The following is a 24,870-nucleotide window of genomic DNA, read 5'->3' as shown; positions in this document are numbered from 1 at the left end:
ATGTAACCGGACTTCCATGCGCCTTCAGGTAATCGCGCCGATCTGCCAGGGCACGAATTCATTCTGGCCGTAGCCGTGAATCTCGCTGCGGGTGCGCTCGCCCGATGCCGTGTCGAGCATGAGCTGGAAGAGGGCTTCGCCCATTTCCTCGATGCTCTTCTCGCCGCTCAGAATCGGGCCGCAGTTCAGGTCCATGTCTTCCTGCTGGCGGTTCCACAGCGCGTCGTTGGTCGCGATCTTGAGCGAAGGCGACGGCGCGCAGCCGTAGGCCGAGCCGCGTCCCGTCGTGAAGCAGATCAGGTTCGCGCCGCCTGCCACCTGCCCTGTCGCGGAGATCGGGTCGTAGCCGGGCGTGTCCATGAAGACGAGGCCCTTTGCATCCACGCGCTGCGCATATTCGTAGACTTCGACGAGATTCGTATTGCCCGCCTTCGCGATGCCGCCGAGCGACTTTTCGAGCACGGTGGTCAAGCCGCCGGCCTTGTTGCCCGCCGACGGATTGTTGTTCATCGCGGCGCGGTTGCGCGCGCAATAGTCTTCCCACCAGTGGATGCGCGCGACGAGCTTTTCGCCGACCTCACGATTGATCGCGCGGCGCGTGAGCAGATGCTCCGCGCCGTAGATCTCGGGCGTTTCGGAGAGAATCGCGGTGCCGCCGTGCGCCACGAGCAGGTCCACGGCTGCGCCGAGCGCTGGATTCGCGGAGATGCCCGAATAGCCATCCGAGCCGCCGCATTGCAGTCCGACGATCAAATGCGATGCCGGCACCGGCTGGCGCTCCACGCGGTTCGCGGAAGCGAGCATGCCCTTCACCACCTCGATGCCGTGCGCCACCGTCTTTGCGGTGCCACCGGTTTCCTGAATGCTGAACGTCTGGAGAAACGGCGCTTCGCTGAGGCCCTGCGTTTCCAGAATGCGCGAAATCTGGTTCGTCTCGCAACCGAGTCCGATCACGAGGACGCCCGCGAAGTTCGCGTGCGTCGCATAGCCGCCGAGCGTTCGCTGGAGCATCGCGAGCCCTTCGCCTTCGGGGTCCACCGCGCAGCCCGCGCCGTGCGTCAATGCGACGACGCCGTCCACGTTCGGATACGCTGCGAGGCTCGCGGGGTTCGTGTCGCGGCGGAAGTGATCGGCAATCGCGCGGGCGACGGTCGCCGAGCAGTTCACCGAGGTCAGAATGCCGATGTAATTGCGCGTCGCCACGCGCCCGTCCGGACGCACGATGCCGTTGAACGTGGCGGGCGTCTTCGCGTACTGCGTGGCGCGGGCGCTTGCGCTGAACGCGTAGTCGCGATCGAATTCGCCCATCGCGACGTTGTGCGTGTGAACGTGCTCGCCCGGCGCAATGGCGCGGCTCGCGAAGCCGATGATCTGGCCGTAGCGCCGCACCGCTTCGCCTTCGTGGATAGCGCGCGTCGCGATCTTGTGGCCCGGCGGAATGAGTCCGGATACGGTGATGGCTTCGTCGGGGAGCCGCGCCCCGCCGACCAGTTGCTCTCGCGCGATGACTACGTCGTCGTCACGGTGCAGGCGAATAACGGGGGATCGTGGCCTGGCTTCGTCGAGCCGGCCAGTTATGTTCTGGCTTGCGTTCTGCATGATGTGAACCCGTAACGGGTTTCTCGAGTGTCGTCTCCGAAACCGACTATACGGTTGGCGGACGCGGCATGTATATTGAATTGTTTCCATCCCCTGATCACTTCTCCTACTTGCCCCGCGACTCGCCGATGAACACGGTCCAGATGCTGCTGTCGAGACTCAGAATGAAACAGCTTCAATTGCTGATTGCGCTCGACGAACACAAGTCGCTGCACAAGGCCGCGGCGGTCATGGCCGTTACACAATCGGCGGCGAGCAAGGCGTTGCATGAACTGGAGGCGCTATTCGACACGCCCCTCTTCGAGCGCTCGGCGAGCGGCATGCTGCCGAATCAGTACGGGCATCGCGTGATTCAATATGCGCGGCTACTGACCACGGACTTGACGCTCTTGTGTCAGGACATCGCGGAGATTCAGTCGGGGCGCGGCGGGCGTCTTGCGATCGGCGCGATCATGGGCGCGATTCCGGCTGTCGTCGTGCCCGCGCTCGATGCGTTGCACGCGGACCAGCCGCATGTGTCGGTGGAAATCGTCGAGGACACGAGCGCGCGCATGCTGCTGCAACTGGATGAAGGCGTTCTCGATCTCGTGATCGGCAGATCGGCGGTCAGCGAACAGCCTTCGAAATACCGCTACTGGAAGCTCGCGGACGAGCCGCTCTCTGTGGTGGTCGGCTACCGGCACGCGACGAAGTCGCGCAGCCACGTTCAGATGCGCGATCTCGCGCACTGCCGCTGGGTCACGTACCCGAGTCAGATGCCATTGCGCGAACTGCTGGAACGCGAGATGGACCTCGCGGGCGTCGCCATGCCCGCCAACACGATCTCGACGGCATCCACGTTCGTCACGGTCGCGCTGCTCAACCAGAGCAAGGACCTCGTGTCCGTGCTGCCCACCGATATCGCCAACTTCTTCGCGCAGCACAAGATGCTGCGCATTCTTCCGGTGACGTTGCGCTCGCCATCGCAGACATATGGCATCGTGACGCGCAAGACCGGCGTGCTCTCGCCGATGGCGGAACGGTTCATCGCGCTGCTCACTAGCCGAACGCGCGTTCCAAACGCCTCGTAAGGCGGCGGCGGGACCGGGGTTTGCTCGACTCGTCGGGCCACTGTTGACAAGCCAAGGAGCCCCCGCCGTGACGCCCTTTGAGACAGCCATTCTTGTCCGACGTGAAGACCCGTGGTCGCTGGAAGCGCAGGCCCTGCTCGACGAACTGAGCGCCATGCTCGCCGTGTTTTCCGGCGACGGCGGCCAAAGCCGCTTTTCTCCGGAAGATGCGTGTTCGGCACGCGGCGCATTCGTCGTCGCGCGAACGACGCAGGGCCTCGCCCTCGGATGCGGCGCGTTCAGGCGCTTCGATTACGGTGTGGCCGAGCTCAAGCGCATTTACAGCAGGCCGAATACGTGCGGCGTGGGCAAAGCCATTCTGGCGCAGCTCGAAGCGGATGCGGCTGCGGTCGGCTATCACACGCTGCTGCTCGAAACGCGCTCGTTCAACCGGCGCGCCATTGCGTTCTATGAGCGTAACGGCTTCACGCCGACGGCCCGTTACGGCATCTACGTTCATCAGCCCGACGCCCGATGCTTTGCGAAAACCATCGGCGTCAAGGCTGATTAGCGCTACCCGCCGCAGCTCGCTTAGACGAGGTTGATCTCGACCTCGATATTGCCGCGCGTCGCTTTCGAATACGGGCAGGTTTCGTGAGCCGCATCGACGAGCGCGCGCGCCACGTCGTGTTCAACGCCGGGCAGACTCACGTTCAGGCGCGCGCCGAGCAAGTAGGCGTCGCCTGTCATGCCGAGATCCACTTCCGCGTCCACGGACAAGTCAGGCGGCAGCGTCACCTTGAGCTTGCGCGCCGCGAGCCCGATTGCGCCGATGAAGCACGCCGACCAGCCCGCCGCGAAGAGTTGCTCCGGGTTGGTGCCCTTGCCTGCGCTGCCGGGCGACGACAAGTCGATATCCAGACGGCCGTCGGAGCTGCGCGCGGTGCCGTCGCGCCCGCCGGATGTGTGGGTCTTCGCCGTGTACAGTACCTTTTCGATCTTGGACATGATGTTTTCCTCAATGAATGAAAGGCCGGTATTTAGATCGCATCCGATCTAATCGGTTGCGCCATACTGCTTGATCGGCTCCTGCGTGTCAATTGCTTATGCTTAAGCCGGCAATAGCCGTCTCTTGTTCCTTTTGTTCCTGCCGCGCAATAGTGTTTGTCCGCCGTGGGTGTTCGCGGTGCGGCGGCGCGCGCCTACAGTGAGCCTCCATCGGATCCGTCGATTCGAACGGCCAGACAGCCGACACTCACACCGTCAGAGGCTCATCATGAATGCAAGCAAAGTGGTCATCGTCACCGGCGCGTCGCAAGGCATTGGCGCCGAAACCGTGAAGGCTTTTCGCGAACGCGGCCATCGTGTCATTGCGACTTCGCGTTCCATCGGCGAATCGGTCGACAACAATCTCATCACGATCGCTGGCGATATCGCCGATGCGGGTACTGCCGAGCGCATCGTCGCGACCGCCATCAAACGATTCGGGCGCATCGACACGCTGGTCAACAACGCGGGCATTTTCATCGCCAAGCCGTTCACACAGTACACATCGGAGGACTATGCAGCGATTCAGCGCGTGAACGTGGACGGCTTTTTTCACATCACGCAGCGCGTCATCGCGCACATGCAGGAAGCAGGCAGCGGGCATATCGTCACCGTGACGACGAGTCTCGTCGATCACCCGATCAGCGGCGTGCCTTCGGTGCTGGCTTCGCTCACGAAGGGCGGCCTGAACGCGGCGACGAAATCGCTCGCCATCGAGTACGCTCGTTCGGGGGTGCGGGTGAACGCGGTATCGCCGGGCGTGATCAAATCGCCGATGCATCCCGAGCACACGCACGCCGCGTTGTCGGCGCTGCATCCGGTGGGCCACATGGGCGAGATGCGCGATGTCGTCAATGCGATCCTCTTTCTCGACGATGCCCCGTTCATCACGGGCGAAATCCTGCACGTCGATGGCGGCCAAAGCGCGGGCCATTGAATAGCCATTTCACAGGAGTCTGATATGCCTATCGTCACCATTCAGGTCACGCGCGAAGGCACGCGGCCCGGCGCGAATGCGATCACCGCCGACGAAAAGGCGCGGCTGATCGCGGGCGCGAGCCGGCTATTGCTCGACGTGTTGCACAAGCCGCTCGAAGCGACGTTCGTCGTGATAGAGGAAGTCGAGCTGGAGAACTGGGGCTGGGGCGGACTGCCGGTGCAGGACTACCGCAAGAAGCTAGCGGCCAAGGCGGGTTGACGCTTTACCGCGGCGCTCGGTCGGCGCGTGCGCGCGGCAGGTGTTCGAAGAGGAAGTCGACAAACACCCTGACGCGCGACGACAGGTGCCGCGCGTGCGGATACAGCAGAATGAACGGGCGCGTGCCGCGGTAGTCGGAGAGCACTTCGACAAGACGCCCCGCGCGCAGGTCTTCTTCGACGATGAAGCGGTACGTCTGAAAGAGGCCCGCGCCCGCTCGCGCGAGCGTGACGCCCGCAAGCGCGTCTCCCGACGAGCCATAGGCGCCTCGCGTGACGATATCGGTATCGCCCGATGCATCGCGAAACGTCCAGGCGATATTGCGCCCGCTGCTCGGCCGCTCGAACTGAATGCACTCGTGCGCTGCAAGATCGCCGGGCGACTCGGGCACGCCCTTGCGCTTCAGATACGCGGGCGTCGCGACGACGACCATCTCCGCGTCTTCGAGCTTGCGGGCAATGAGCGAGGAATCGTCCGGCGCGCGGCCGCGTATCGCGAGATCGAAGCCGTCTTCCGCGAACTCGATGTTGCGGTTGCTCAGATGCGTCTCGATGCTGACATCCGGATAGCGCTCGCGAAATGCAGGCAAAAGCGGCAAGACGCGGTAATGCCCGTACGGCGTCGGCATGCTGATGCGCAGCACGCCCGCGGGCGTGGTTTGCTGACCGGTCACTTCGCGTTCGGCATCGACCAGTTCGCCGAGCGCCTGCCGACAGCGTTCGTAATAACGACGGCCCGAATCGGTCAGACGAATTTGCCGTGTCGTGCGCACGAAAAGCCGTACGCCGAGGCGCTCTTCTAGCCGCGCGACCGACCGGCTCACCGCCGCCGGATTGACGCTCGCGGCATTCGCGGCGAGCGTGAAGCTCTCCAGTTCGGCTGCGAGGCAGAAAAGCTCGATACTGCCGAGCAGCAGGTCGTCGAACCTTCGTTGCATGCGTGCTCTTTCGCGGTTGGCGCCGGCGCTACGTCAGGCCGTTTCGTTGACTGAGCGGACAAGGTTCTCGCGCAGCGTGACGATCGCCTTCTGCACCTTCACGAATTCGGCGGGCTTGAGACCGGTGGCTGCGACGAGATCCATTTTGCCGCCCTTCTCGCGCAGCCGGCGGCCTTCTCTGGTCAGGCTCACGCGCACCTGGCGCTCGTCGGCGGGGTCGCGCTGTCTTTGTACGTAGCCCATCGCTTCGAGCTTCTTCAGGATCGGCGTGAGCGTGTTGGATTCGAGAAAGAGCTTCTCCCCCAGCCTGCCGACGGTCTGATCGTCTTCTTCCCACAACGCGATGATGGTGATGTACTGCGTGTAGGTCAGGCCGAGTTCTTCGAGAATGGGCTTGTACGCCTTGCCGAACGCGAGATTCGCCGAGTACACGGCAAAGCACAGAAAGTCCGACAGCGACGGTGCGGACGACGGTTCCGTCGATTTCATGATGCTCTCCGGGGCGAGACTTCGATGCAGGCATTATAGATCGCGCGCGATGGAATCGCTTCCGTCGAAATCCCTCATCAACCTCGAGCCGCATTAACCTCAAGCGACACGGGGAATTCCGCGCAGCGGCTTCGCGTCGTGATACCGTACCTGCGTTCTTCGATCATACGAAGGACACGTTCTCGGGGCGGGGTGCAATTCCCCACCGGCGGTAATCGTCCCATGCGGACGTAGCCCGCGAGCTGCTCGGCCTGGATCATCGAAAGATGGCATGGGGCGATGTCGGCAGACCCGGTTGGATTCCGGGGCCGACGGTATAGTCCGGATGAAAGAGAACAGGACGGTGCGCGCGCCTTCTTCGGGAGGCTCGCGGCCGTCCTTCGCCCTGTTCACACAAACAGGCTGAAGTCCATGAACACATCCAATTTCAACGAATCACAGGCAGTACAGGCTGCGGGCGCTCACCGTCCTCGCATTGCGTTCGTTCAGGCTTGCTGGCATCGCGATATCGTCGATCAGTGCAAGACGTCCTTTCTGCAGGCGATCGAAGAACAGGGCTATGCGCGCGACGACGTCGATCTTTTCGAAGTCGCCGGCGCCTTCGAGATTCCGCTGCACGCGAAGCGGCTCGCCCAGAGCGGGCGTTATGCGGGCATCGTGGCGGCAGGATTGGTGGTCGATGGCGGCATCTACCGGCACGAATTCGTCGCGCAGGCGGTGATCAACGGGTTGATGCAGGTGCAGCTCGAAACAGGCACACCGGTGTTTTCCGCCGTGCTCACGCCGCATCATTTCCATCACGGGGACGAGCACGTCGGCTTCTTTCACGATCATTTCCTCGTGAAAGGCCGAGAAGCGGCGCATGCGTGCGCGGATACCATCGGGAAGCTCGGCGCGCTGGCGGTTCTGTAAGCCTTAGTGAAGTAGCGGTCATGGGCGCTCGGCCCGTGACCGTTCTGCGGAAGCGGTCTGGGAAGACCGTTAGTTGCGTGCGGATGGGCAAGCCGATGGCGTGGCCTTGGGCGCGCTGGCTTGAAGCGGCAGCACCGACTATCAAAACTCCACGAGCGCGAAGTCGTCCTTGCCGACGTCGCAGAGCGGACAGCGCCAGTCATCGGGCACGTCGCGCCAGCGCGTACCCGGTGCAATGCCGTGCTCGGGATCGCCCGCGGCTTCGTCGTAGATCCATCCGCAGATCAGGCAGACCCATTGGGTGAACGCGGACGCCGCAGGTTCGGGCGCGCCGCCCCGGCGATCCGATTCGCGGGATTCGCGCTGCGCGTCTTCGTCGAGTGAGACGATGAGCGGACCTGCCTGCGCATCGATCCCTTTCGCCAGAAATGCGCCGAGTTCAGCGTGCAGCCGCATGGCTTCCTGCGCAGTCAGATCGATCCAGTACGGATCGCCCGCGCCGTTGTTCAGCCGCGCCGATGAGAACTGCAATTCGAGCGCGGCGCCCTTCTTGTACATGCCTTCGGCCTCATAGTGATTTCGCATACTTGCCGGTTTTCGGATACCGTAGAGTATCCGGATGCTAACACGAATCTATCCGGTGCTGCCCTTACTTGCTAGTATCGAGCGTCGGCAATATTCAACATCGAGAGGATTCGAACATGGCAAGGCTTTCGCGCGAGGAAACTCAGGCGCTTACGCGGCAGCGGTTACTGTCGGTCGCGAAAGAGCACTTCGCCCGCGATGGCTACGCCGCCGCCTCGCTCGACCGCATCGCCGACGAGGCCGGTTTCAGCAAGGGCGCGGTCTATTCGAATTTCGCGGGAAAGGACGAGCTTTTCCTCGGCGTGCTGGAAGAGCACGGGCGCGTGAGCCTCGATCAGATACTGGCCGATTTACAGGGCGCGCAGAGCATCGAGAAAGCCATCGACCGCATTGCGGCATGGGCCACGCGCAGTTCGCGCCTCGGTAACTGGCCGATGCTGATACTCGAATACTCGCGCGTGACGAAGCCCACGGACGCCTTCCGGAAGTCGCAGGAGAAGGTGCTGCGCGCGCAATGGAAGGCGCTCGGCGAGGTGCTGCTTCGGTTCGATCCCGACCTCGACGTCAAGCCCGAAGTGCTCGGCGCGCTCGTGTTCGAGCTTACCTATGCGCCCGCGATGAGTTTCGTCAGCAAGCCGACATCGGGCGACTTGCTGCGCACGGCACTGCGAGGTCTCTTCGGCTCGCTGCGCGAGGCCGGCTGATCCGCGCTCACCATCCCTGCGAGCCACCGGCATCGTGCTTCGTGACGGGCGAGGGCTTGCCGCTTTGCGCGCCGGGCGTCATCGCGCCGCCCATGTCGCGGCTCATGCCGCTTCCCTGCCCGCCCTTCGATACCGTGCCCGGCGAAACGTTGGACGACCGCTGCGTACCGGAAGCATCCGCCGATTGTCCTGCCGACGATCCCGCGCCGCCGGACGTGCTGCCGCCCTGTCCGTTGTTCACGCAGCCGCCTCCGCCGCAGCCGAGTCCTCCGCCGGCCGCATGAACGTTGCCGGCTATTACGAGCATCGAGCCCAGGATGATGTTGCGTGTCGTTGCGTGCATGGCGACTCCTTTCTTCATCGAGGTTCCTGAGGACGATGCAATCCACATGCCCCTCCGCCATGAAGAGCCGGCCGAGAGCGGCCTTGTCGCGGGACTGTGGATTGCTTTTCCGCCACGCCGACATCGCAACGTGAAGCAGGAGTCCTCATGCTCGCCCATCCGTCCCCGAAGCAATGGTCTCTCGCCCGGCGCGCGTCGTGTTCTCCGGCGGGCCTCGCGAGCGTCTGCGCGAGCCTCTCGATCATCCCCGTTGTCTTCGCGACCGCGATGCATGCGATCGACGGCAACGTCGTGTTCTACGGGTTAGCAGTCCTGCACGCGTGCATCATCTGGTCGTGCTTCTTCTGGCATGCAAGGCACGCGCTGGACGGCGACATCGTGACCTTGCACGGCCACACGCTCGTCATCGAATCGGCGCGCGGGCCTTATACGCGCACGCGGCGGATCGACGCGCGCTGGGCGGTGCTTCTCGTCGCGCAGACAGGCGCGCGCACGCGATTGTCGTTGCGCGTGGCCGGCGAGACGCTGGAACTCGGACGCTTCGCCACGCAGAGCCATCGTCTGCTCTTTCTCGCCGAGTTCCAGCAGGTCGCGCGCTGCGAGATGAACGCACTGGCTCACTAATCGTCACTACGCACCGGACTCACTGAATTTGCAGTCGAGCATCATGGACACCTCCCTCGTTTTATTGAAGGCGACCGCGGCCCCTGGAAAGCCCGGCCGCGTGACGCTGGCCGTGGCAAACCGGAGCGACGCGCGCATCGAGATCGTACGCAGTCTGTTCGAACTGAAGCGAACGTATCGCGACGCGAGGCATGCTTTGCCGAGAGCGGGCTGGGGCTATACGGTCACCTCGGTCATCACGAAGGGCACGCTGCTCGACGCGAACGCCGAGTGGTGGGCGTGGTTCGACGGCGATACGCGCACGACCTTCGGCGGCGTCATTCCCGCGCACGCCCCCATGCCCGGCGAGCCGCAGTTGTATCTGGCAGGGCGCATCTTCTATCGACGCACGAAAGGCGAACTGATGGAAACCGCGTTCTACCGCCGGCTCGATTATGCGGACATGTCGTTCAGCGGCATCGAACCGCTGGATCGCGCGCTCAACTACGCCGGCAAGGTGCTAATTCCGGGCGCGCTCGAAGCGCAGCATTAGGTTTGCGGCTCCGCCGGCACGGGGAATGCAGTGGACAACTTCCAAGGCGGACGTCGCGGCCCTAGAATCGAACTGCGCGCAGCGCGCCCACTTCACAGGACGAGAGAATGTCGAGCACACCGGACCACGAGGACGACGATGCACGCGACGCGATGACGCGTGAAGCCCTCGAACAGCGCATTCGCACGCTGGCCTATTACATGTGGGAGGCCGAAGGCCGGCAAGCCGGCCGGGCCGACGAGTACTACCACCGCGCGCGCGAGCAGTTGAACGCGGACAATCCGGATGCGGCTCGCGAACGATCGGTCAATTCGAAGAGCAAGAGCAAGCCGCCGTCGTGAGCACGACGGCGGGCATGGCAGGCTGCGGGCGTTCGTTCAGAGCGCAAGCGCCTCGTGTTCGTCCACCCACGCCATCGCGCGTTCGCGGGCGAAGGCAATCGCCTCGTTTTCATCGACGAAGGCGAGATGAAACTCCATGTCGTGCGATTCAATGTCGTCGCCTTCGTTCGCGGGCGGCATATAAATGCGCGCATTGCCGACGATGGTTCCGTCCTCGATGCTCGCCGACGTGTGAATCTTGCATGAACGATACTCGAATTCCATGGTGTGCCTCCGCGTATGGATGTGATGTTTGACGGAGGGCACAGCATGGAGCGTGCCGCGCACGGCGCTCGCGCGTGGCCGACGACAATCCGATAATGCGGGCCGGTGCTTTACACTCGACCACAACCGACTACAACCATATACAGCACCTATGCGTATCCCGCCGCTCAAGGCCATCGTCGCGTTCGAAAGCGTCGCGCGCACGAAAAGCGTGAATCGCGCGGCAGAGGAAATGGGCCTGTCGGCGTCGGCGGTGAGCCATCAGATCGCGAATCTGGAAGGCATCATCGGGCAGCCGCTCTTTCAGCGCTCCGGACGCGGACTCGTGCTCACGCCCGCCGGCGAACGCTATCTGTCCGACGTCACGGGCCTGCTCGCGGACCTGAGCCGCGCGACCGAGCGCGCATCGAGCCAGAAGGAAGTGGATATTCTGCGCGTGCATTCGAGCCCGAGCTTCGGGCTCATGTGGCTCTTGCCGCGCCTGTCGTCGTTTCAGGAGGACAACGGCGATATCCAGTTGAACCTCGCGTGCTCGTACGAAAACGTGTCGTTCTCGAACGGCTATTACGACATCGACATACGCCACGGCTATGGCAACTGGACCAATCTCGAAGTGCGGACCCTGCGCGGCGAATTCATCGCGCCGCTCGCCTCGCCGAAGTACCTCGAACGCCATCCCGTGAAGACGCCGGACGACCTGCTCTCGCATCGTCTGATCTATTCGGAGACGCCGCTCGTGCAGTGGAAGCAATGGTTCGGCAGAACGGGCGTGTCCGCGCCGCAGAAGACCTTCGACTTCTCGTTCGACCGCTCGTACATGTCGATCGAAACGGCGGCGCTCGGGCTCGGCATCGCGCTGGAAAGCCTGATGCTTGCGTCCGTCAAGATCAGCGAGGGCGTGCTCGTGCCGGTGTTCGACGCCAGCTATGCGGTGGAAGTCGGCGCGCATCATCTCGTCTATCCGAGCCAGAACGCCGACTTGCCGCGCGTCGAGCGGTTTCTCGCCTGGATCGAACGCGAGGCCGCGCGCGACGCTCATCCCGCGCGCTAGCCTCGCCAGTACCGCTTAGGCCGACAGCGCGGGATCGCTCATGCTGTCGCACCCCGTTTCGACGTGCCCGGCGAAACGGCGCGCGAACGCGCTGTCCGTATCCACCCTCACGCGCACGTCGTACCAGCCGTGCGACGCGCGCAGATCCAGGTACAACTGCGCGGTCTCGCCGCCCGCCACGCGCCGCGTGACGGTCTTCGAAGGCTCGTAGTCGTTCGTCACGCTGAAGGTGCACGGCCCGCTGCCGGTGTTCTTCAGGCGCAGTTGCAGATTGCCGTTCGCGACGTCGTAGCCTTCGGCGACTTCGGGCAGCGCCTCTTCGCGCGACCACCAGCTATGCGATGCCGCCGCCTTGCCCGCCACCCGGCGCAGGAACCCGTTCGGCCCATGCACGACGAAGTCGTAGCTGCCGTCGGCGTTCGTCGCGACGTGATCGGCAAGGCGCTTCTTGGCCTCCACCGTGTAGGTGCGCGGCGCATCCGTGCTGCCCTGCCGATACAGCAGGAACACCGCGCCCGCCGCGCCCGTGTTCACGAAGTCGAACGCCACCGTGCGCTGGCTCGCGTTCGCGTGCGTGCGCACGAAGAGTTCGTACGGCAGCGCGCGCGCGGGACGAACGCCCGGCTCCTGCTTCGGCATGGCGCCGACGACCGGGGGCACCGGCACGTAGTCGGGATGCCGCGCCTTGTCCGGCGGCGCGTACGACGCCGTGCCCGGCAGCGTCGGCATGCCGCGATTCGGATTGCGGAAGTCGAACGCGGAAGTCAGATCGCCGCAAATGGCGCGGCGCCACGGCGTGATGTTCGGCTCGGGAAGCCGGTGCGACGCGCCGAAGCGCTTCTGAATGAAGCGAATGACCGACGTGTGGTCGAACGTTTCCGAGCACACCCAGCCGCCGCGCGACCACGGCGACACGACGATCATCGGCACGCGCGCGCCGAGGCCGTACGGACCCGCTGCGTACTTCTGGCTGCCGGGGAAAATCTCGAGGCTCGTATCGACGGTCGAGAGGCCGTTCGCGCTCGATGTCGGCGGAAACGGCGGCACGATGTGATCGAAGAAGCCGTCGTTCTCGTCGTAGTTGATGAGGAGCGCGGTCTTGCTCCAGATGTCCGGGTTGGAGGTGAGCACCTGCAACACCTGATCGACGTACCACGCGCCGTAGTTGGCCGGCCAGTTCGGGTGCTCGGAATACGCTTCGGGCGCGACGATCCACGAGACCTGCGGCAGCGTGCCCGCCTGCACGTCCTGCCTGAGCTGCGTGAAGTAGTCTTCGCCCGCCGCGGCGTTGGTGCCGCGCCGCGCCTTTTCGTAGAGCGGGCTGCCCGGCTGCGCGTTTTGATACTGCGTGAAGTAGAGCAGCGAGTTGTCGCCGTAATTGCCGATGTACGGGTCCTGCGTCCAGCCCCACGAGCCCTTCGCGTCGAGCCCGGTGCCGACGTCCTGATAGATCTTCCAAGAGATTCCCGCGCGCTCCAGCACTTCGGGGAACGTCGACCAGCCATAGCCCGCTTCCGCGTTGTCGACCACCGGACCGCCGCCCGTGCCGTCGTTGCCCACGTAGCCGGTCCACATGTAGTAGCGGTTCGGATCGGTCGACGTATTGGTCGAGCAGTGATACGCGTCGCAGATGGTGAAGGCGTCGGCGAGCTGATAGTGGAACGGGATGTCGTCGCGCTTCAGATACGCCATCGTCGTCGTGCCCTTGAACGGCACCCATTGATCGTAGCGGCCGCCGTTGAACGCGCCCTGCCCGCTTACCCAGTCGTGCGGCAGGTCTTGCAGGAACTGCATCCCGAGGTTGGATGCGCCCGGATGAAACGGCAGCACGTCGCCCGCGCCGGCGGCAATCGGCTGGTGATAGACGGTGTTGCCGTTCGCGAGCCGCACGGCGCGGGTATCGCCGAAACCGCGCACGCCGCGCAGCGTGCCGAAGTAGTGATCGAAGGAGCGGTTCTCCTGCATCAGCACGACAATGTGCTCGATATCCTCGATGGAACCGTGACGGTTGTTCGCGGGAATGGCGAGCGCCTGGCGAATGCCGAGCGGAACGATGTTGAGTGCGGTGGCCGCGCCAGCGGTCTGCATGGCCGCGCGCAGGAATTCACGTCTGTTCTGGGTTGTCATCCGTGTACCTGGGGAAAGAAGGAAAGGCGTCAGTCGACCGTGTGAATGACCGGCGGCGCGAGTGCATCGGACGATGCCTGCGCGGAAACGGCCTGCGCGGACAGCGCTCGAGGCGGACGGGGCGTGCCGGTGGACGTGGCCGAGATCGCCCAGTTCTCCAGTTCGCTCGTTCCCGCAGTCGCGGCATCCGCTTGCGCGCTCGTGCGCGCCGGTGCGGCCGCAGCAGGGTCGGCTGCCGTATCGCTGTTGCTGTTGCTATTGCTGTTGCAGCCGCCAACGGTTGCGCACGCGAATACGGCGATGCCCGCCGCTACGTGGCGGCGTCTTCCGGCTCTCTTCATGCGTCCTCTCGGGCAAGTGGGCAGTTGCACTCAGCGCACGCAAGAGTATCGGTGACATGTGTAAGCAATGTGACCGGCGCGAGACGGGCCGGTGGATGGCATCGGCAAGGCGTTGCCGGGTTCAGCTGGCCGCGGTCTGTTCGGTACCGGTATCGGCGGCGGCGCCGGTGTCCGTCGCGGTCGACCGCTCGACGGGCACGCGCACGGCGGACTCCCACCGCTCGTAGCCGCACGCCTCGCACGGCCGGTCCGGACGCTCGTCCGACTGCACCGTGACGCCGCAGCTCCAGCACGAGAAATAGCCCTTCGCGCCGATGGCGTCGAGCAGCGACCGCTCCATGTCCGGCCGCACGGTCAGCCCCGGCGCAGGCTCCTTTCGCCACACGATGCTGATGGACCCGGACGCCTCCATGTACACGCGGCGCAGCTGCCCGAGATGCGCGACGTTCGCCGCCCGCAGCTCGGAGGCGAGCATTTCGCGCGAGACCTGGCTGGCTTTCAGTTCGTCGAGCAGTATGCGGCCGTCTTTCACGAGGATCGTGACGTCGCCCTGCTCCAGCACTTCGAATCTGCGCCAGCGCAGGCCGGCCCTTGCGCTCAGGCGTTGCAGCGCAACCACCGCGAGCAGCACGACAGCGGCCGGCAGCACGCCTTGCGACGACACCTGAATCGGCACGCCGATGGCCGCGCCCAGCATCAGAATGACGGCGAGTTCCGTGATGCTCAACTGCGCCGCGACGCGCTTGCCCATCATGCGCATGGCGACGAGCAGCATCAGATACATGACCACCGCTCGCGGGATGACTTCGATGAGAAAGGCCCACGGCCCGTCGCCGATCAGCAGTCGCTCGATGAAAGGCATCAGCGCTCCACTTCCGTCACGGCGTACGTCCACTCGCGCGATCCGCAGTTGTCGCAGCGCAGGTCGTCGGCGTGGCCGCTCTCGTCGGTGCGAACCGTATTGCCGCAATGCAGGCACGCGGAACAGCCCGGCACGCGGGCTTCGTCGCGCAATTCCTCGTCGATGGCGGGCAGCACCGACAAGCCCGGTTTCGCGGGCCGCGCGGGGATGAACGAGAACGCACCGGAAGGCTCCATGTAAAGGCGGCTGATCTGGCCGAGATGCTGCCAGCCTGCGAGCCGCATCGCTTCGTAGACCTTCTCGCGGGGCATCGCGGCGCGCGCCAGTTCGGCATGCTGGAGCAGCCCTTCGCGGGCGAGCAGCGTGACATCGGTCGATACCATCGTCTCCACGCGCCGATGCGTGATGCCCGCCGCCGCGATGATCCGCTGAAGCGCGACCGCGACGAGCGCAATGAGAAACGGCGGCAGCATGCCGCGATTCGCCGCTTGCAACGGCACGCCGATGGCGGCCGCCAGCGTCACGACGATGGAGATCTCGAAGAGCGTGAACTGCGCGGCGACGCGCCGGCCCAGCAAGCGCATGGCGATGACGAGCAGCACGTAAGTCGCGCACGTTCTCAGCAGCACTTCCAGCAGGAAGTGCCATGACGCATTGCCGAACAGGAAGCGATGCCAGTCGGTCAGTCTGAACGGAGGGGATTGCAAAGCGGCACCTGACAGCAGGTCGAGTGCCGAGCACGGCGCATTCCGCGTGCCTGAAACCGGCATGACGTAGCGGCTGCAGGGCCGCAGGCACACGTTGTGCGATGCACTAGAAAAGACCGCGCTACTCAATTCCGCAAGACGATTCATGTCCAAGCCATCCAAGCACAAAGTACCCGAGTTCGAGAGCCGGCAGGAAATACTCACGGCGCGACGCAATGCCAAGATGGCCCGTTCGACGCACGCCTATGTGCGCGGTAACACGTCCAAGTTCTACGACTGGCTGGAACAGGCGGAGATACGCGGCTTGCCGCAAGGCCCGGCCATCTGGATCTGCGGCGACTGCCACACCGGCAATCTCGGCCCCGTCGCGGACGCGAACAAGCGCATCGAGATTCAGATACGCGATCTGGATCAGACGGTCATCGGCAATCCGGTGCATGACCTGATCCGGCTCGGCCTCTCGCTCGCGACCACGGCGCGCGGCTCGGCCCTGCCGGGCGTCACCACCATCAACATGATCGAGGCGCTGTTCGAGGGCTACGCGCTCGCCTTCGACGCCGACAGCGACGCGGACGACACCTGCCGCAAGCCCGAACTGGTGCGCGTGGTCATGCGGGAAGCGGTGCGCCGCTCGTGGAAGCATCTCGCGCTCGAACGGCTCGACGACACGCAGCCGACCATCCCGTACGGAAGCCGCTTCTGGCCCGTCAACAAGGACGAGCGCGCGGAGATCGAGGCGCTGTTCCAGAAGGAGACGCTCGCCAAGCTGGCGACGAGCCTGCGCGGTCGTCCGGATACCGGCAAGGTCACCGTGCTGGATGCCGCGTACTGGGTCAAAGGCTGCAGTTCGCTCGGACGCCTGCGTTACGCGGTGCTGCTGGATGTGGACGGCGGCGTGGTCGAAGGCGACGATCTGTGCCTCATCGACATCAAGGAAGGCGTGAAGGCCGCCGCGCCCCGTTATCCCGGCACGAGCATGCCGCGCGACAACGCGGAACGCGTCGTCGAGGGCGCGCGCAACCTGTCGCCGCATCTCGGCGAGCGCATGCGATCCGCGACCTTGCAAGGGCGTCCCGTGATTCTGCGCGAACTGCTGCCGCAAGACCTGAAGCTGGAAATCGAGCACATCGGGCATACGGAAGCGATGGAAGTGGCGCGCTACCTCGCCTTCGTCGTCGGTCAGGCGCACGCCCGGCAGATGGACCGCGCCACGCGCAAAAGCTGGCTTGCGGAACTCAAGCGCACGAAGCCCAAGTCCATCGACGCGCCGTTGTGGTTGTGGAGCAGCATCGTCGAACTGGTCGGCAGTCACGAGGTGGGCTATCTCGAACACTGCCGGCGATACGCGCTCGCGGCGGCCTGACGCGCGCCCGGGCACGCGGAATGCATCGCAACGACATCGAGCAATTGAATTAGACGAGGACGTAATGCAAAACGCAGAAGGCAATCCGTCACAGCAACAGCAGAAGGAAATGGCGGCAAAGAGCCCCGTCAAGACGCCCGCGACCGGCACGGCTTCGCCCGACGCCGCGACGCAGGCCAAGGAGTTCGGCAGCACGAAACACGCGGGCTCCGCCGAACCGGGCCCGGCCGACGAGAACGGCGCGCTGCCGTCGATAGACGACCGCGCGGCCAGCAACGGCTCGTCCGATCCGGTGCAGGAAGCGGCGAGCCGCATTCGCGCGGTCGACGACGCAGGCATGGAGTCCACCGACGACACCGTCGACGCCGACGCGAAGTCGATCGAAGCGAGCCGCGATTTGTCCGGCTGGCACGACAACGTGATCTCGTCGAACGCGACGCTGTCCAATAACGTGCGCGCACCGGCGCGCGGACTCGGCGGCATCGACAGCCGTCCGACCGGCAACGTGCCGCCGATTCTGCCGAAGCGCGGCTATCGCGTGGTGTTCAGCCAGACGGTCTACGAGCAGGAGATGAACGGATCGAAGACATCGCACGTGTTCAGCTTCGAGCGTGTCGGCGATGCTTGAGCGCGCGGCGCTCTAAACCATCGACCTTGGTGAAGGAGAAGAAAAGTGGGCTTGTTCAAACGTCATCGTGAGCAAGGCGGCGTATCGACCGGCCTGTATGTATCGGAGTTCGAGCAGTTCCTCAACCGGCTGAAAGAGGACCATCCGGACATGGACCGGAACCAGATGCTCGGGCGCGCGCTCTTGTGGGACAAGCTGCCGCGACTGCCGGACTCGCCCGATTCGGTCGGCAAGGAAGGCAAACTGCGCCAGCCCTCCTACGTCTATTACAGCGACCTCGACTAGCTTGCGGCGGGCCTGAAAGCCAGCACCCGCGCTTCCGCGCGTCCAGCGCGGTGGCCCGCCTTGTCCGGCGCCTGCCTGCGCGCAACCGTCGTTGCCCGTCCCGCTACGCACCTTCCGCCACGCACCTTCCGCCCATTCTTCGCGCTTTTCCGCAGCCGGCCTGGCGTCGTTCGACGCCGGGCGAGCAAGCCGCTAGAATGGTCCGTTCGGAAACGCCCCACCAAAATCATGCCCATTGCCGCTTTCAGGTCAGCGGGGTCAGCGAGCCAAAAGAACCGATGACGAACGTCATGCGCAATAGCGAGAACACGCCGGCCGGCATGCGCCCCGACTGGGCACGCGTCTGGGTCGATTCCACGACCGCTCTCGCGGCGTTTTGCCTGACGCCGGAAGGTTATGTGTCGACGTGGAACCCGGGCGGCACGGCCATCTACGGCTATGCGCCCGAAGAAATCGTGGGGCAACACTACTCGGTGTTCTTTCCCGAAGACGGCCGCGAGAGCGCGACGCTCGAAAGCGAACTGCGCGAAGCGCGCGCGCACCGCAGCTTCGAAACCGAAGGATGGCGCAGGCGCAAGGACGGGTCCGTGTTCTGGGCGAGCGTGCTCACCACGGCGCTGATCGAGGCGGACGGGTCGCTCATCGGCTTCGTGAAGATTGTCCGCGACGAAAGCGACAAACGAAAGGCGCACGACGCGGTAATCGAAAGCGAGCGGCGCTTTCGTCTGCTCGTCGAGGGCGTGACGGACTACTCCATCTTCATGCTCTCGCCCGAAGGTCTCGTGACCAACTGGAACAGCGGCGCGCGGCGCATCAAGGGTTATACCGCCGAAGAAATCATCGGCTCGCATTTTTCGCGCTTCTATTCCCCGGAAGATGCGGCAGCCGGCCTGCCGCAACGCGCGCTGCGCATTGCCGCCCGCGAAGGACGGTTCGAATCCGAAGGCTGGCGCCTGCGCCGCGACGGCACGCGCTTCTGGGCGCACGTGATCGTGGACGCCATTCGCGACGAAACGGGCACGCTGATCGGCTTTGCGAAGATCACGCGCGACGTCACCGAAAAGCGCGAAGCGGATCAGTTACTCGAAGAAACGCGCGCCGCGCTGTTGCAGGCGCAGAAGATGGAAGCCATCGGCAAGCTGACCGGCGGCGTCGCGCACGACTTCAATAACGTGCTGCAAGTGCTGCGCGGCAATCTCGAACTGCTGCGCAGCCGCTGCATGGGCGACAACTGGAGCATGGACCGCTTGGGCAACGCGATCGATGCAGTCGAACGCGGCGCGAAGCTCGCGTCGCAATTGCTCGCGTTCGGCCGCAGGCAGGCGCTGCGGCCCGTGTCCGTGAATCTCGCCTCGATGGTGCGCGGCATGGACGACCTGCTGCGCCGCGCGCTCGGCGAAACGATTCAGGTGGAGACGGTGGTCTCCGGCGGCCTGTGGAATGCGTTCGTCGACTTGCATCAACTCGAAAACGTGCTGCTGAACCTTGCCATCAACGCGCGCGACGCGATGCCCGACGGCGGCAAGCTCACGCTCGAACTCGCGAACGCGATGCTCGACGACCGCTACGTGCGCTCGCTTTCCGACGTGCCGGCCGGACAGTACGTGATGCTCGGCGTGACCGATACGGGCGTCGGCATGCCGCCCGAAGTGCTGGAGCGCGCATTCGATCCTTTCTTCAGCACCAAGCCCGAAGGCGAAGGCACCGGGCTCGGCCTCAGCATGGCGTACGGCTTCATCAAGCAAAGCGGCGGGCATATCCGCATCTACAGCGAAGTCGGGCACGGCACCACGGTGCGCGTCTACCTGCCGCGATCGCTGGTAGAGGCGCTCGAACCCACGCCGTGGCGCAACGCGCCGGTGACGGGCGGCACGGAAACGATACTCGTCGTGGAGGACGACCAGAAGGTGCAGTCCACCGTCATCGAAATGCTGACGGACCTCGGCTACAACGTGCTCAAGGCCGACAACGCCGATCAGGCGCTCGTGGTGTTGAGCAGCGGCGTGCACATCGACCTCGTCTTCACCGATGTCGTGATGCCCGGCTCGCTCAAGAGTCCCGAGATGGCGCGCCGCGCCGTGAAAATGCAGCCGAATCTGCGCGTGCTTTTCACGTCCGGGTACACGCACAATGCGATCGTTCATGGCGGACGCCTCGATCCCGGCGTCGAACTGTTGAGCAAGCCGTACAGCCGCGAAGACCTCGCCTCCAAGATCCGGCAGATGCTCGGTACTCCGAATCAATCGTCCGAAACGACCGTGACGAAAGCCGAACCGCCCGCCGCTGCAAAACGCGTGCTCGTGGTGGAAGACGACCGCTTCGCGCGCGAAGCGGTGAGCGAACTGCTCGTCATGCTCGGCCATCACGCGGTGAGCACGGCCACGGCAAGCGGGGCGCTCGAAGCGCTGACGCTCGACGCTTTCGACGTGCTGCTGACCGACGTCAATCTGCCCGACATGGCGGGCACCGAACTCGCGCGGCGCGCGGTGGAACGTTGCCCCGGTATGCGCGTGATCTTCGCGTCGGGAGACAGCGTGCTCGACAACGAAGTGCAGGGCTTCGAATGGCAGGCGCTGCGCAAGCCGTACACGCTCGAACAACTCGAAAAAGCGTTGCGCGACGAAGGTAGCGCGAGCAGCCAGCGATAACATCGGCGGGGCCAGCGTCGCGCCGGCCCCGTCACCGCGTCACGACCTTACGCGGCAGTTACTTCAATGCGTCGCGGCTTGGCTTCCTCGCGGCGCGGCAGCGTCAGCTTCAGCACGCCGTCCTTGAGCGTCGCTTCGATCTTCGACGTGTCGAAGTCTTCGCTCACGGTGAACGTGCGCGAGAAGTACGGCGCGCGCACTTCCGCATGCGCGAGGCGCAGATTGGACGGCACCGGCACGACCGACTCGCCTTCGATGATGAGACTGCCGTCGTGGACCTTCACATCGAGCCGATCCTTCGATACGCCCGGCAGGTCCGCCCACAACGTGACGGCATGCACGTCCTCGACGATATCGACGCTCGGCGCAAGCGTCGTGCGGCGCCGTTCCTGGCTGGACTCCTGACGAGCCACAGCGCCTTTTTCGCGTTCCGCGATCTGAGTGTTGTCGCTCATGATGTCACCTCTTCTTTCGCTCATTGCATGGGTCATTTCGCAGTTCATTGAACAGTGATCGCACGCGGCTTCGATGCCTCGCGCTTGCCGACCGAGATCAGCAAGCAGCCATCGACATAACGCGCCTGCACCTTGTCCGGATCGGCCTGCTGCGGCAGTTCGATCACGCGACGGAAGGCGCCGTTGAAGCGCTCCTGCGCGTACTCGCGCGCGCCTTCGGGCAAATCGCGCTCGCGCGTCGCGCGTTCGCCGGCGATGTTGAGCAAGCCCTTGTCGATGGACACGTCGAGCTTCGTGGTGTCGAGGCCCGGCGCGAACGCGACGATCTCGATGGTGTCATCGGTCGAACCGATGTTGACGGGCGGGAACACGCCGGGACGGCTCGATCGCAGGCTTCGCGGAAAGCCGTCGAACACGCTGGACAGTTGCCGCTGCACTCTCTCCAGTTCGCTGAAGAGGTCGGCCCCAGTGAATACTTCGTTCATTTTCGCTCTCCTCCGGCGGCAAGAGGGAAGCTCGTTGCGCTTCAGCTTTAGCTGCCCCATGCCGCGGACAATTAAGGTTGAAACACGCAGCGCCCATGACGAGAGCGGCTGCCTTTACGAGGCCAATATATGAAACGCCGCGAGATTTTCAAGGGGTCGCGCGTGCGCTTCGTGCGCTTCGTGCGCTTGAAAATGGAGGCGTCGCCCATACCATCCGCGCACCAGGTCACAAGGAGAATTTCGTGGAATTCGATACCGACTGGAGAACGCTCGGACGGCATCGCATCAAGCTGCGTTCGACCCGGGGCTTTCCCACGGAGATCATGAATCAGCTCGCCGAAGTGGCGCGCCTCGCGGTGGATCACAACATGAGCGCGCGGGCGCGGATCGTCGAGATCGTCTTTCGGCACGAGAAGGTGTACGACATCACCGTCGGCACGACGATCGCCGAAGACCGCGTCTGTGCGCCGCAACTGGAAGCCGCTATCGCCGCCGTCTTCGGACTCATGCCGGAGCAGATCAATCTCTTCGTTCAGACGGTCACGCAGGAGGAAGTGGATCTGCACTTCGGCGTCTACGAAAGGATGCTTGCGGAGAAGCTCGGGACCGTCGCGCCGATACATTGACCGCACACGGGCTTGCGTTCGCTCACGAGCGGCACAGTGCTTGCGCCGTCCATGGGTCGGATGGCCGCTGCGCAACCCGCGCAAGGCGGCCGTCTTCCAGCGGGCGAATCAGCGTTCCGCGAATCTGCGATGGAGAAGCCGATGAACCCAGACGATACCCCGTCCAATGCCACGCCGCCGTCCGAAGAGGTGCGCCTCTCCGCCGTGCAGGAAGAACTCTCGGTCGGCGTGCGCACGACCGAGACCGGCTCCGTGCGCGTGCGCAAGGTCGTGCATGAGGAAATGCAACCCGTTTCGATGCGGCTTTCCACGCAGCAAGTCGAAGTGAGGCGCGTGGCAGTGAATCGGCCCGTCGAGGAGCGTAGCGAGCCGCGCCGCGAGGGCGATACGCTCGTCATACCGGTATACGAATACGTGCCGGTGGTCAGGATGCAACTGACGTTGAAAGAAGAGGTGTACGTGAAGACAACCGAGACGCAACAGGACGTCGTGCACCAGGTTCTCGTGAATTCTGAGGAACTCGTCGTAGAGCGGCGCGAGGGGCCGGACGGCGAATGGAAGCGCGATTCGCAGGCCGGCTGAAGAACGCTTGGGAGTTGCGCAGGAACGCGCGTTGCGCTTCACCTCGCACGCGCTTTAATCCCGGCTTGCGTACGCCTTTTTCTCGGAGATGCTGCTATGACTCAGACTATCATTGGTGTATTCAATACGCTTCAGGACGCCGAACTCGCCCAGACCCGCCTCGAAGCAGAAGGCATCGCGCGCACGGACATGAGCGTGCATTCGAACGATGCCGGCTCGTCGATGACCTCGGGCTCGACGATGAGCGATGTCTCGACGGACCGCCCCGTCGGCGAGGCGCACGAAGGCGCCATGGGCCGTATCGAACACTTCTTCAAGAACCTCTTCGGCGATGACGACCGCCCGGAAGAGATCGGTCATTATCAGGAAGCGGTGCGTCGCGGCAGCGCATTGCTGTCGGTCGACGTGCGGGACGAAACGGCGACCGAACGCGTGCGCGACGCGCTGTATGCGGCCGGCGCAATCGACATCGACTCGCGCGTGGCCCAGTGGCGCAATACCGGCTACACGGGCTATGACCGCAACGCGCCCGCCTACACCGCAGATGAAATCGCGGCGGAACGCCAGGCATTCCCGGTCGTGCAGGAGTCGCTCGAAGTCGGCAAGCGTGAAGTGCAAACGGGCGGCGTGCGCGTGTACTCGCGCCTGACCGAAACGCCGGTCAGCGAGTCCGTGAACCTGCATGAAGAACACGCGAGCATCGAGCGCCGCGCAGTGGACCGTCCGGCGACGGCGGCGGACCTGAAGGAAGGCTTCGTCGAGATCAAGGAAACGGCTGAACAAGCGGTCGTCGCGAAGACGGCGCGCGTGGTCGAGGAAGTGGTCGTCGGCAAGGAAAGCTCCAACCGCACCGAGACGATCACCGATACGGTCCGCGGCACGGAAGTGGAAGTGGAACGCACCGCGGGCGTGGAAGGCACGACGACCGGCGTGCAAGGCACCACGGGTCTCGAAGGCACCACCGGCGTGACCGGCACGAAGAAGACCCCGCTGTAACGGCAACATGACGTCGGCCCGGTCGCGTCGGACACGCGACCGGGCTTGCTCAACCGTCCTTAACGAAATACAGTCGAAGAAATAGTTGACTGATTCGATTGGGATTGGCATAATGCCTCTTGAAGTACAAGAAGTCGATTGCTGCTCATCAATAGTCCGATATTCCTCCGGTATTCGTTGTCCACTCCCTCCTTGCCGCTTCACCCCGCTCTATTCGAGCATCTTCAATTTTTATTTCAGGATTTTCATGGACACCGGTACCGTCAAGTGGTTTAACGACACCAAGGGCTTCGGCTTCATCACCCCCGACAATGGCGGCGACGACCTCTTCGCGCACTTCTCGGAGATTCGTGCCGACGGCTTCAAGACCCTGGCCGAAGGCCAAAAGGTGAGCTTCGAAACGAAGCGCGGCCCGAAGGGCATGCAAGCTTCGAACATCAAGCCGCTGTAAGCCTTGATTCAGTAGTTCGCAGTAACACGCAGCATGCGCGGGGGCCACGAGGCCCCCGTGTTTTATCCGCGATTTCCCGCGTTTTTTCCGCTTCCCTCGCTTCGCCTCTCTCCGTCCTCCGCTTATCTCTCGGCCATCTTCGGCCAGATCTTTCGGCCCAGACGATTCTTTCTGGCGTCTTTCGAGGGCGCATTTGTCCTCCGGCTTCTTCCGCCTCGACGGAAAGCCACCGACCTTAAAATTAAAATGAACACGACTCAACACTACCGCGGTTATGCGGTGCACGCGTTCGCGCATCCGCTCCGCGACAAAACCTTCTCCGCCGATCTGCTTCTCGAACGCGACTCCGCGAGCGAGAACGACGCGCAATACCAGTTCTACTCGCTGGACTACTTCGCCAACGAATCCGACGCTATCGAGTACTCGCGCCAATGGGCGCGCGAGTGGATCGACACGCGCGGGTAATCCCTTTGTTTCCGATGCTCTTCGCGGCCAAAGCCGCTTTTTACCTCACAGAATTTTATCGGCCGACGTTATTCGATAATTAACATTCAACGCACCAAACGTTTGCTCCTCGACGCTTTGCCCTCAAGGCCGGACGGCACCTGCCGATATTCCGGATGAGGGTGAATTAACCGG

At 63.9% G+C, this 24,870-nt stretch carries 32 protein-coding genes and 1 riboswitch; of the genes, 19 read left to right on the top strand and 13 right to left on the bottom strand.

What is annotated here, in order from left to right; translation table 11 throughout:
* Window positions 1-24: 24 nt before the first annotated feature.
* The gene (locus tag NCR35_RS29045; RefSeq protein ID WP_250537345.1) at window positions 25-1,599 is read right to left on the bottom strand and encodes a UxaA family hydrolase; all 1,575 of its coding nucleotides are present in this window, start codon (window positions 1,597-1,599) and stop codon (window positions 25-27) included.
* Between the two features lie 164 nt (window positions 1,600-1,763).
* Between NCR35_RS29045 and NCR35_RS29040 the strand changes: the two genes are divergently transcribed.
* Complete coding sequence (locus NCR35_RS29040) at window positions 1,764-2,669, top strand: LysR family transcriptional regulator (RefSeq protein WP_250537344.1); 906 nt, start codon at window positions 1,764-1,766, stop codon at window positions 2,667-2,669.
* A gap of 67 nt (window positions 2,670-2,736) precedes the next feature.
* Entirely contained in the window at window positions 2,737-3,219 is a 483-nt protein-coding gene (locus NCR35_RS29035; protein ID WP_250537343.1) for a GNAT family N-acetyltransferase, read from the top strand.
* 20 nt (window positions 3,220-3,239) lie between these two features.
* Here NCR35_RS29035 and NCR35_RS29030 read toward each other — a convergent pair whose 3' ends face one another.
* Window positions 3,240-3,656 carry an organic hydroperoxide resistance protein gene (locus NCR35_RS29030; RefSeq protein ID WP_250537342.1) on the bottom strand — a complete coding sequence of 139 codons (417 nt, stop codon included), beginning with the start codon at window positions 3,654-3,656 and terminating at the stop codon, window positions 3,240-3,242.
* Window positions 3,657-3,924: 268 nt separating this feature from the next.
* Between NCR35_RS29030 and NCR35_RS29025 the strand changes: the two genes are divergently transcribed.
* Both NCR35_RS29025 and NCR35_RS29020 read left to right on the top strand, forming a co-directional pair.
* Entirely contained in the window at window positions 3,925-4,632 is a 708-nt protein-coding gene (locus tag NCR35_RS29025; RefSeq protein ID WP_250537341.1) for an SDR family NAD(P)-dependent oxidoreductase, read from the top strand.
* A gap of 24 nt (window positions 4,633-4,656) precedes the next feature.
* Window positions 4,657-4,893 (top strand): tautomerase family protein, encoded by a 237-nt coding sequence (locus NCR35_RS29020; RefSeq protein ID WP_250537340.1) that lies wholly within the window; start codon window positions 4,657-4,659, stop codon window positions 4,891-4,893.
* A 4-nt stretch (window positions 4,894-4,897) separates the two neighbouring features.
* Here the strand turns inward: NCR35_RS29020 and NCR35_RS29015 are convergent, their stop codons facing one another.
* Window positions 4,898-5,830 carry a LysR family transcriptional regulator gene (locus tag NCR35_RS29015; RefSeq protein ID WP_250537339.1) on the bottom strand — a complete coding sequence of 311 codons (933 nt, stop codon included), beginning with the start codon at window positions 5,828-5,830 and terminating at the stop codon, window positions 4,898-4,900.
* Between the two features lie 33 nt (window positions 5,831-5,863).
* Window positions 5,864-6,319 (bottom strand): MarR family winged helix-turn-helix transcriptional regulator, encoded by a 456-nt coding sequence (locus NCR35_RS29010; RefSeq protein ID WP_250537338.1) that lies wholly within the window; start codon window positions 6,317-6,319, stop codon window positions 5,864-5,866.
* Window positions 6,320-6,493: 174 nt separating this feature from the next.
* A riboswitch (FMN riboswitch) is annotated at window positions 6,494-6,660 on the top strand.
* A gap of 70 nt (window positions 6,661-6,730) precedes the next feature.
* Between NCR35_RS29010 and NCR35_RS29005 the strand changes: the two genes are divergently transcribed.
* A complete protein-coding gene (locus tag NCR35_RS29005) occupies window positions 6,731-7,231 on the top strand; it encodes a 6,7-dimethyl-8-ribityllumazine synthase (RefSeq protein ID WP_250537337.1) in 501 nt (166 codons plus the stop codon).
* A 141-nt stretch (window positions 7,232-7,372) separates the two neighbouring features.
* On the opposite strand, the gene NCR35_RS29960 is transcribed toward NCR35_RS29005, so the two are convergent.
* A complete protein-coding gene (locus NCR35_RS29960; RefSeq protein ID WP_284503382.1) occupies window positions 7,373-7,789 on the bottom strand; it encodes a rubredoxin in 417 nt (138 codons plus the stop codon).
* 143 nt (window positions 7,790-7,932) lie between these two features.
* Here NCR35_RS29960 and NCR35_RS28995 point away from each other — a divergent pair, with 143 nt between their 5' ends.
* Window positions 7,933-8,520: a TetR/AcrR family transcriptional regulator gene (locus NCR35_RS28995; RefSeq protein WP_250537336.1), complete on the top strand. Its 588-nt coding sequence runs from the start codon at window positions 7,933-7,935 to the stop codon at window positions 8,518-8,520.
* A 7-nt stretch (window positions 8,521-8,527) separates the two neighbouring features.
* Here NCR35_RS28995 and NCR35_RS28990 read toward each other — a convergent pair whose 3' ends face one another.
* The gene (locus NCR35_RS28990) at window positions 8,528-8,863 is read right to left on the bottom strand and encodes a hypothetical protein (RefSeq protein WP_250537335.1); all 336 of its coding nucleotides are present in this window, start codon (window positions 8,861-8,863) and stop codon (window positions 8,528-8,530) included.
* Between the two features lie 147 nt (window positions 8,864-9,010).
* Between NCR35_RS28990 and NCR35_RS28985 the strand changes: the two genes are divergently transcribed.
* From NCR35_RS28985 to NCR35_RS28975, 3 genes are all read left to right on the top strand, one after another.
* Window positions 9,011-9,487, top strand: a complete 477-nt coding sequence (locus tag NCR35_RS28985; protein ID WP_250537334.1) for a DUF2244 domain-containing protein — start codon at window positions 9,011-9,013, stop codon at window positions 9,485-9,487.
* 43 nt (window positions 9,488-9,530) lie between these two features.
* Window positions 9,531-10,019 carry a hypothetical protein gene (locus tag NCR35_RS28980; protein ID WP_250537333.1) on the top strand — a complete coding sequence of 163 codons (489 nt, stop codon included), beginning with the start codon at window positions 9,531-9,533 and terminating at the stop codon, window positions 10,017-10,019.
* A 107-nt stretch (window positions 10,020-10,126) separates the two neighbouring features.
* Entirely contained in the window at window positions 10,127-10,360 is a 234-nt protein-coding gene (locus NCR35_RS28975) for a DUF2934 domain-containing protein (protein ID WP_244140179.1), read from the top strand.
* Window positions 10,361-10,396: 36 nt separating this feature from the next.
* On the opposite strand, the gene NCR35_RS28970 is transcribed toward NCR35_RS28975, so the two are convergent.
* The gene (locus tag NCR35_RS28970; protein ID WP_244851237.1) at window positions 10,397-10,624 is read right to left on the bottom strand and encodes a hypothetical protein; all 228 of its coding nucleotides are present in this window, start codon (window positions 10,622-10,624) and stop codon (window positions 10,397-10,399) included.
* 151 nt (window positions 10,625-10,775) lie between these two features.
* On the opposite strand from NCR35_RS28970, the gene NCR35_RS28965 reads away from it, so the two are divergent.
* Window positions 10,776-11,675: a LysR substrate-binding domain-containing protein gene (locus NCR35_RS28965; RefSeq protein WP_244851238.1), complete on the top strand. Its 900-nt coding sequence runs from the start codon at window positions 10,776-10,778 to the stop codon at window positions 11,673-11,675.
* A gap of 15 nt (window positions 11,676-11,690) precedes the next feature.
* On the opposite strand, the gene NCR35_RS28960 is transcribed toward NCR35_RS28965, so the two are convergent.
* The 4 genes from NCR35_RS28960 to NCR35_RS28945 form a co-directional block, all read right to left on the bottom strand.
* Window positions 11,691-13,802, bottom strand: a complete 2,112-nt coding sequence (locus NCR35_RS28960) for a phosphocholine-specific phospholipase C (protein WP_250537332.1) — start codon at window positions 13,800-13,802, stop codon at window positions 11,691-11,693.
* 29 nt (window positions 13,803-13,831) lie between these two features.
* On the bottom strand, window positions 13,832-14,143 hold the full coding sequence (locus tag NCR35_RS28955) for a hypothetical protein (RefSeq protein ID WP_250537331.1): 312 nt from the start codon (window positions 14,141-14,143) through the stop codon (window positions 13,832-13,834).
* Window positions 14,144-14,264: 121 nt separating this feature from the next.
* Window positions 14,265-15,005, bottom strand: a complete 741-nt coding sequence (locus NCR35_RS28950; RefSeq protein ID WP_250537330.1) for a DUF421 domain-containing protein — start codon at window positions 15,003-15,005, stop codon at window positions 14,265-14,267.
* The gene (locus NCR35_RS28945) at window positions 15,005-15,712 is read right to left on the bottom strand and encodes a YetF domain-containing protein (RefSeq protein ID WP_250537329.1); all 708 of its coding nucleotides are present in this window, start codon (window positions 15,710-15,712) and stop codon (window positions 15,005-15,007) included. The genes NCR35_RS28950 and NCR35_RS28945 overlap by 1 nt, the downstream gene beginning before the upstream one ends.
* 145 nt (window positions 15,713-15,857) lie before the next feature.
* Between NCR35_RS28945 and NCR35_RS28940 the strand changes: the two genes are divergently transcribed.
* From NCR35_RS28940 to NCR35_RS28925, 4 genes are all read left to right on the top strand, one after another.
* A complete protein-coding gene (locus NCR35_RS28940; RefSeq protein WP_244851243.1) occupies window positions 15,858-17,075 on the top strand; it encodes a DUF2252 domain-containing protein in 1,218 nt (405 codons plus the stop codon).
* A gap of 64 nt (window positions 17,076-17,139) precedes the next feature.
* Window positions 17,140-17,703 (top strand): DUF3005 domain-containing protein, encoded by a 564-nt coding sequence (locus NCR35_RS28935; RefSeq protein ID WP_250537328.1) that lies wholly within the window; start codon window positions 17,140-17,142, stop codon window positions 17,701-17,703.
* A 45-nt stretch (window positions 17,704-17,748) separates the two neighbouring features.
* Window positions 17,749-17,988 carry a DUF3460 family protein gene (locus NCR35_RS28930; protein WP_244851245.1) on the top strand — a complete coding sequence of 80 codons (240 nt, stop codon included), beginning with the start codon at window positions 17,749-17,751 and terminating at the stop codon, window positions 17,986-17,988.
* 278 nt (window positions 17,989-18,266) lie between these two features.
* Window positions 18,267-20,636: a hybrid sensor histidine kinase/response regulator gene (locus NCR35_RS28925; protein WP_502801737.1), complete on the top strand. Its 2,370-nt coding sequence runs from the start codon at window positions 18,267-18,269 to the stop codon at window positions 20,634-20,636.
* Window positions 20,637-20,683: 47 nt separating this feature from the next.
* Here NCR35_RS28925 and NCR35_RS28920 read toward each other — a convergent pair whose 3' ends face one another.
* Together NCR35_RS28920 and NCR35_RS28915 are read right to left on the bottom strand one after the other, a co-directional pair.
* Window positions 20,684-21,091, bottom strand: coding sequence for an Hsp20/alpha crystallin family protein (locus NCR35_RS28920; protein ID WP_250537327.1), 408 nt, complete (start codon window positions 21,089-21,091; stop codon window positions 20,684-20,686).
* Between the two features lie 44 nt (window positions 21,092-21,135).
* Window positions 21,136-21,576, bottom strand: coding sequence for an Hsp20/alpha crystallin family protein (locus NCR35_RS28915; protein ID WP_250537326.1), 441 nt, complete (start codon window positions 21,574-21,576; stop codon window positions 21,136-21,138).
* A gap of 242 nt (window positions 21,577-21,818) precedes the next feature.
* Here NCR35_RS28915 and NCR35_RS28910 point away from each other — a divergent pair, with 242 nt between their 5' ends.
* The 5 genes from NCR35_RS28910 (at window position 21,819) to NCR35_RS28890 (ending at window position 24,696) form a co-directional block, all read left to right on the top strand.
* The gene (locus NCR35_RS28910; protein ID WP_175943644.1) at window positions 21,819-22,202 is read left to right on the top strand and encodes a hypothetical protein; all 384 of its coding nucleotides are present in this window, start codon (window positions 21,819-21,821) and stop codon (window positions 22,200-22,202) included.
* A 141-nt stretch (window positions 22,203-22,343) separates the two neighbouring features.
* Window positions 22,344-22,784 (top strand): YsnF/AvaK domain-containing protein, encoded by a 441-nt coding sequence (locus NCR35_RS28905; protein WP_244851248.1) that lies wholly within the window; start codon window positions 22,344-22,346, stop codon window positions 22,782-22,784.
* A gap of 96 nt (window positions 22,785-22,880) precedes the next feature.
* On the top strand, window positions 22,881-23,780 hold the full coding sequence (locus NCR35_RS28900; RefSeq protein ID WP_244851249.1) for a YsnF/AvaK domain-containing protein: 900 nt from the start codon (window positions 22,881-22,883) through the stop codon (window positions 23,778-23,780).
* 247 nt (window positions 23,781-24,027) lie between these two features.
* Entirely contained in the window at window positions 24,028-24,231 is a 204-nt protein-coding gene (locus NCR35_RS28895) for a cold-shock protein (RefSeq protein WP_159834819.1), read from the top strand.
* Window positions 24,232-24,477: 246 nt separating this feature from the next.
* A complete protein-coding gene (locus NCR35_RS28890) occupies window positions 24,478-24,696 on the top strand; it encodes a hypothetical protein (RefSeq protein WP_250537325.1) in 219 nt (72 codons plus the stop codon).
* Window positions 24,697-24,870: the final 174 nt, after the last annotated feature.

The sequence above is a fragment of the Caballeronia sp. AZ10_KS36 genome (assembly GCF_023631105.1).
GTDB lineage: Bacteria > Pseudomonadota > Gammaproteobacteria > Burkholderiales > Burkholderiaceae > Caballeronia.
The sequence above is the reverse complement of the archived record's forward strand: the minus strand, read 5'-3'. Positions and strand labels throughout refer to the sequence as shown.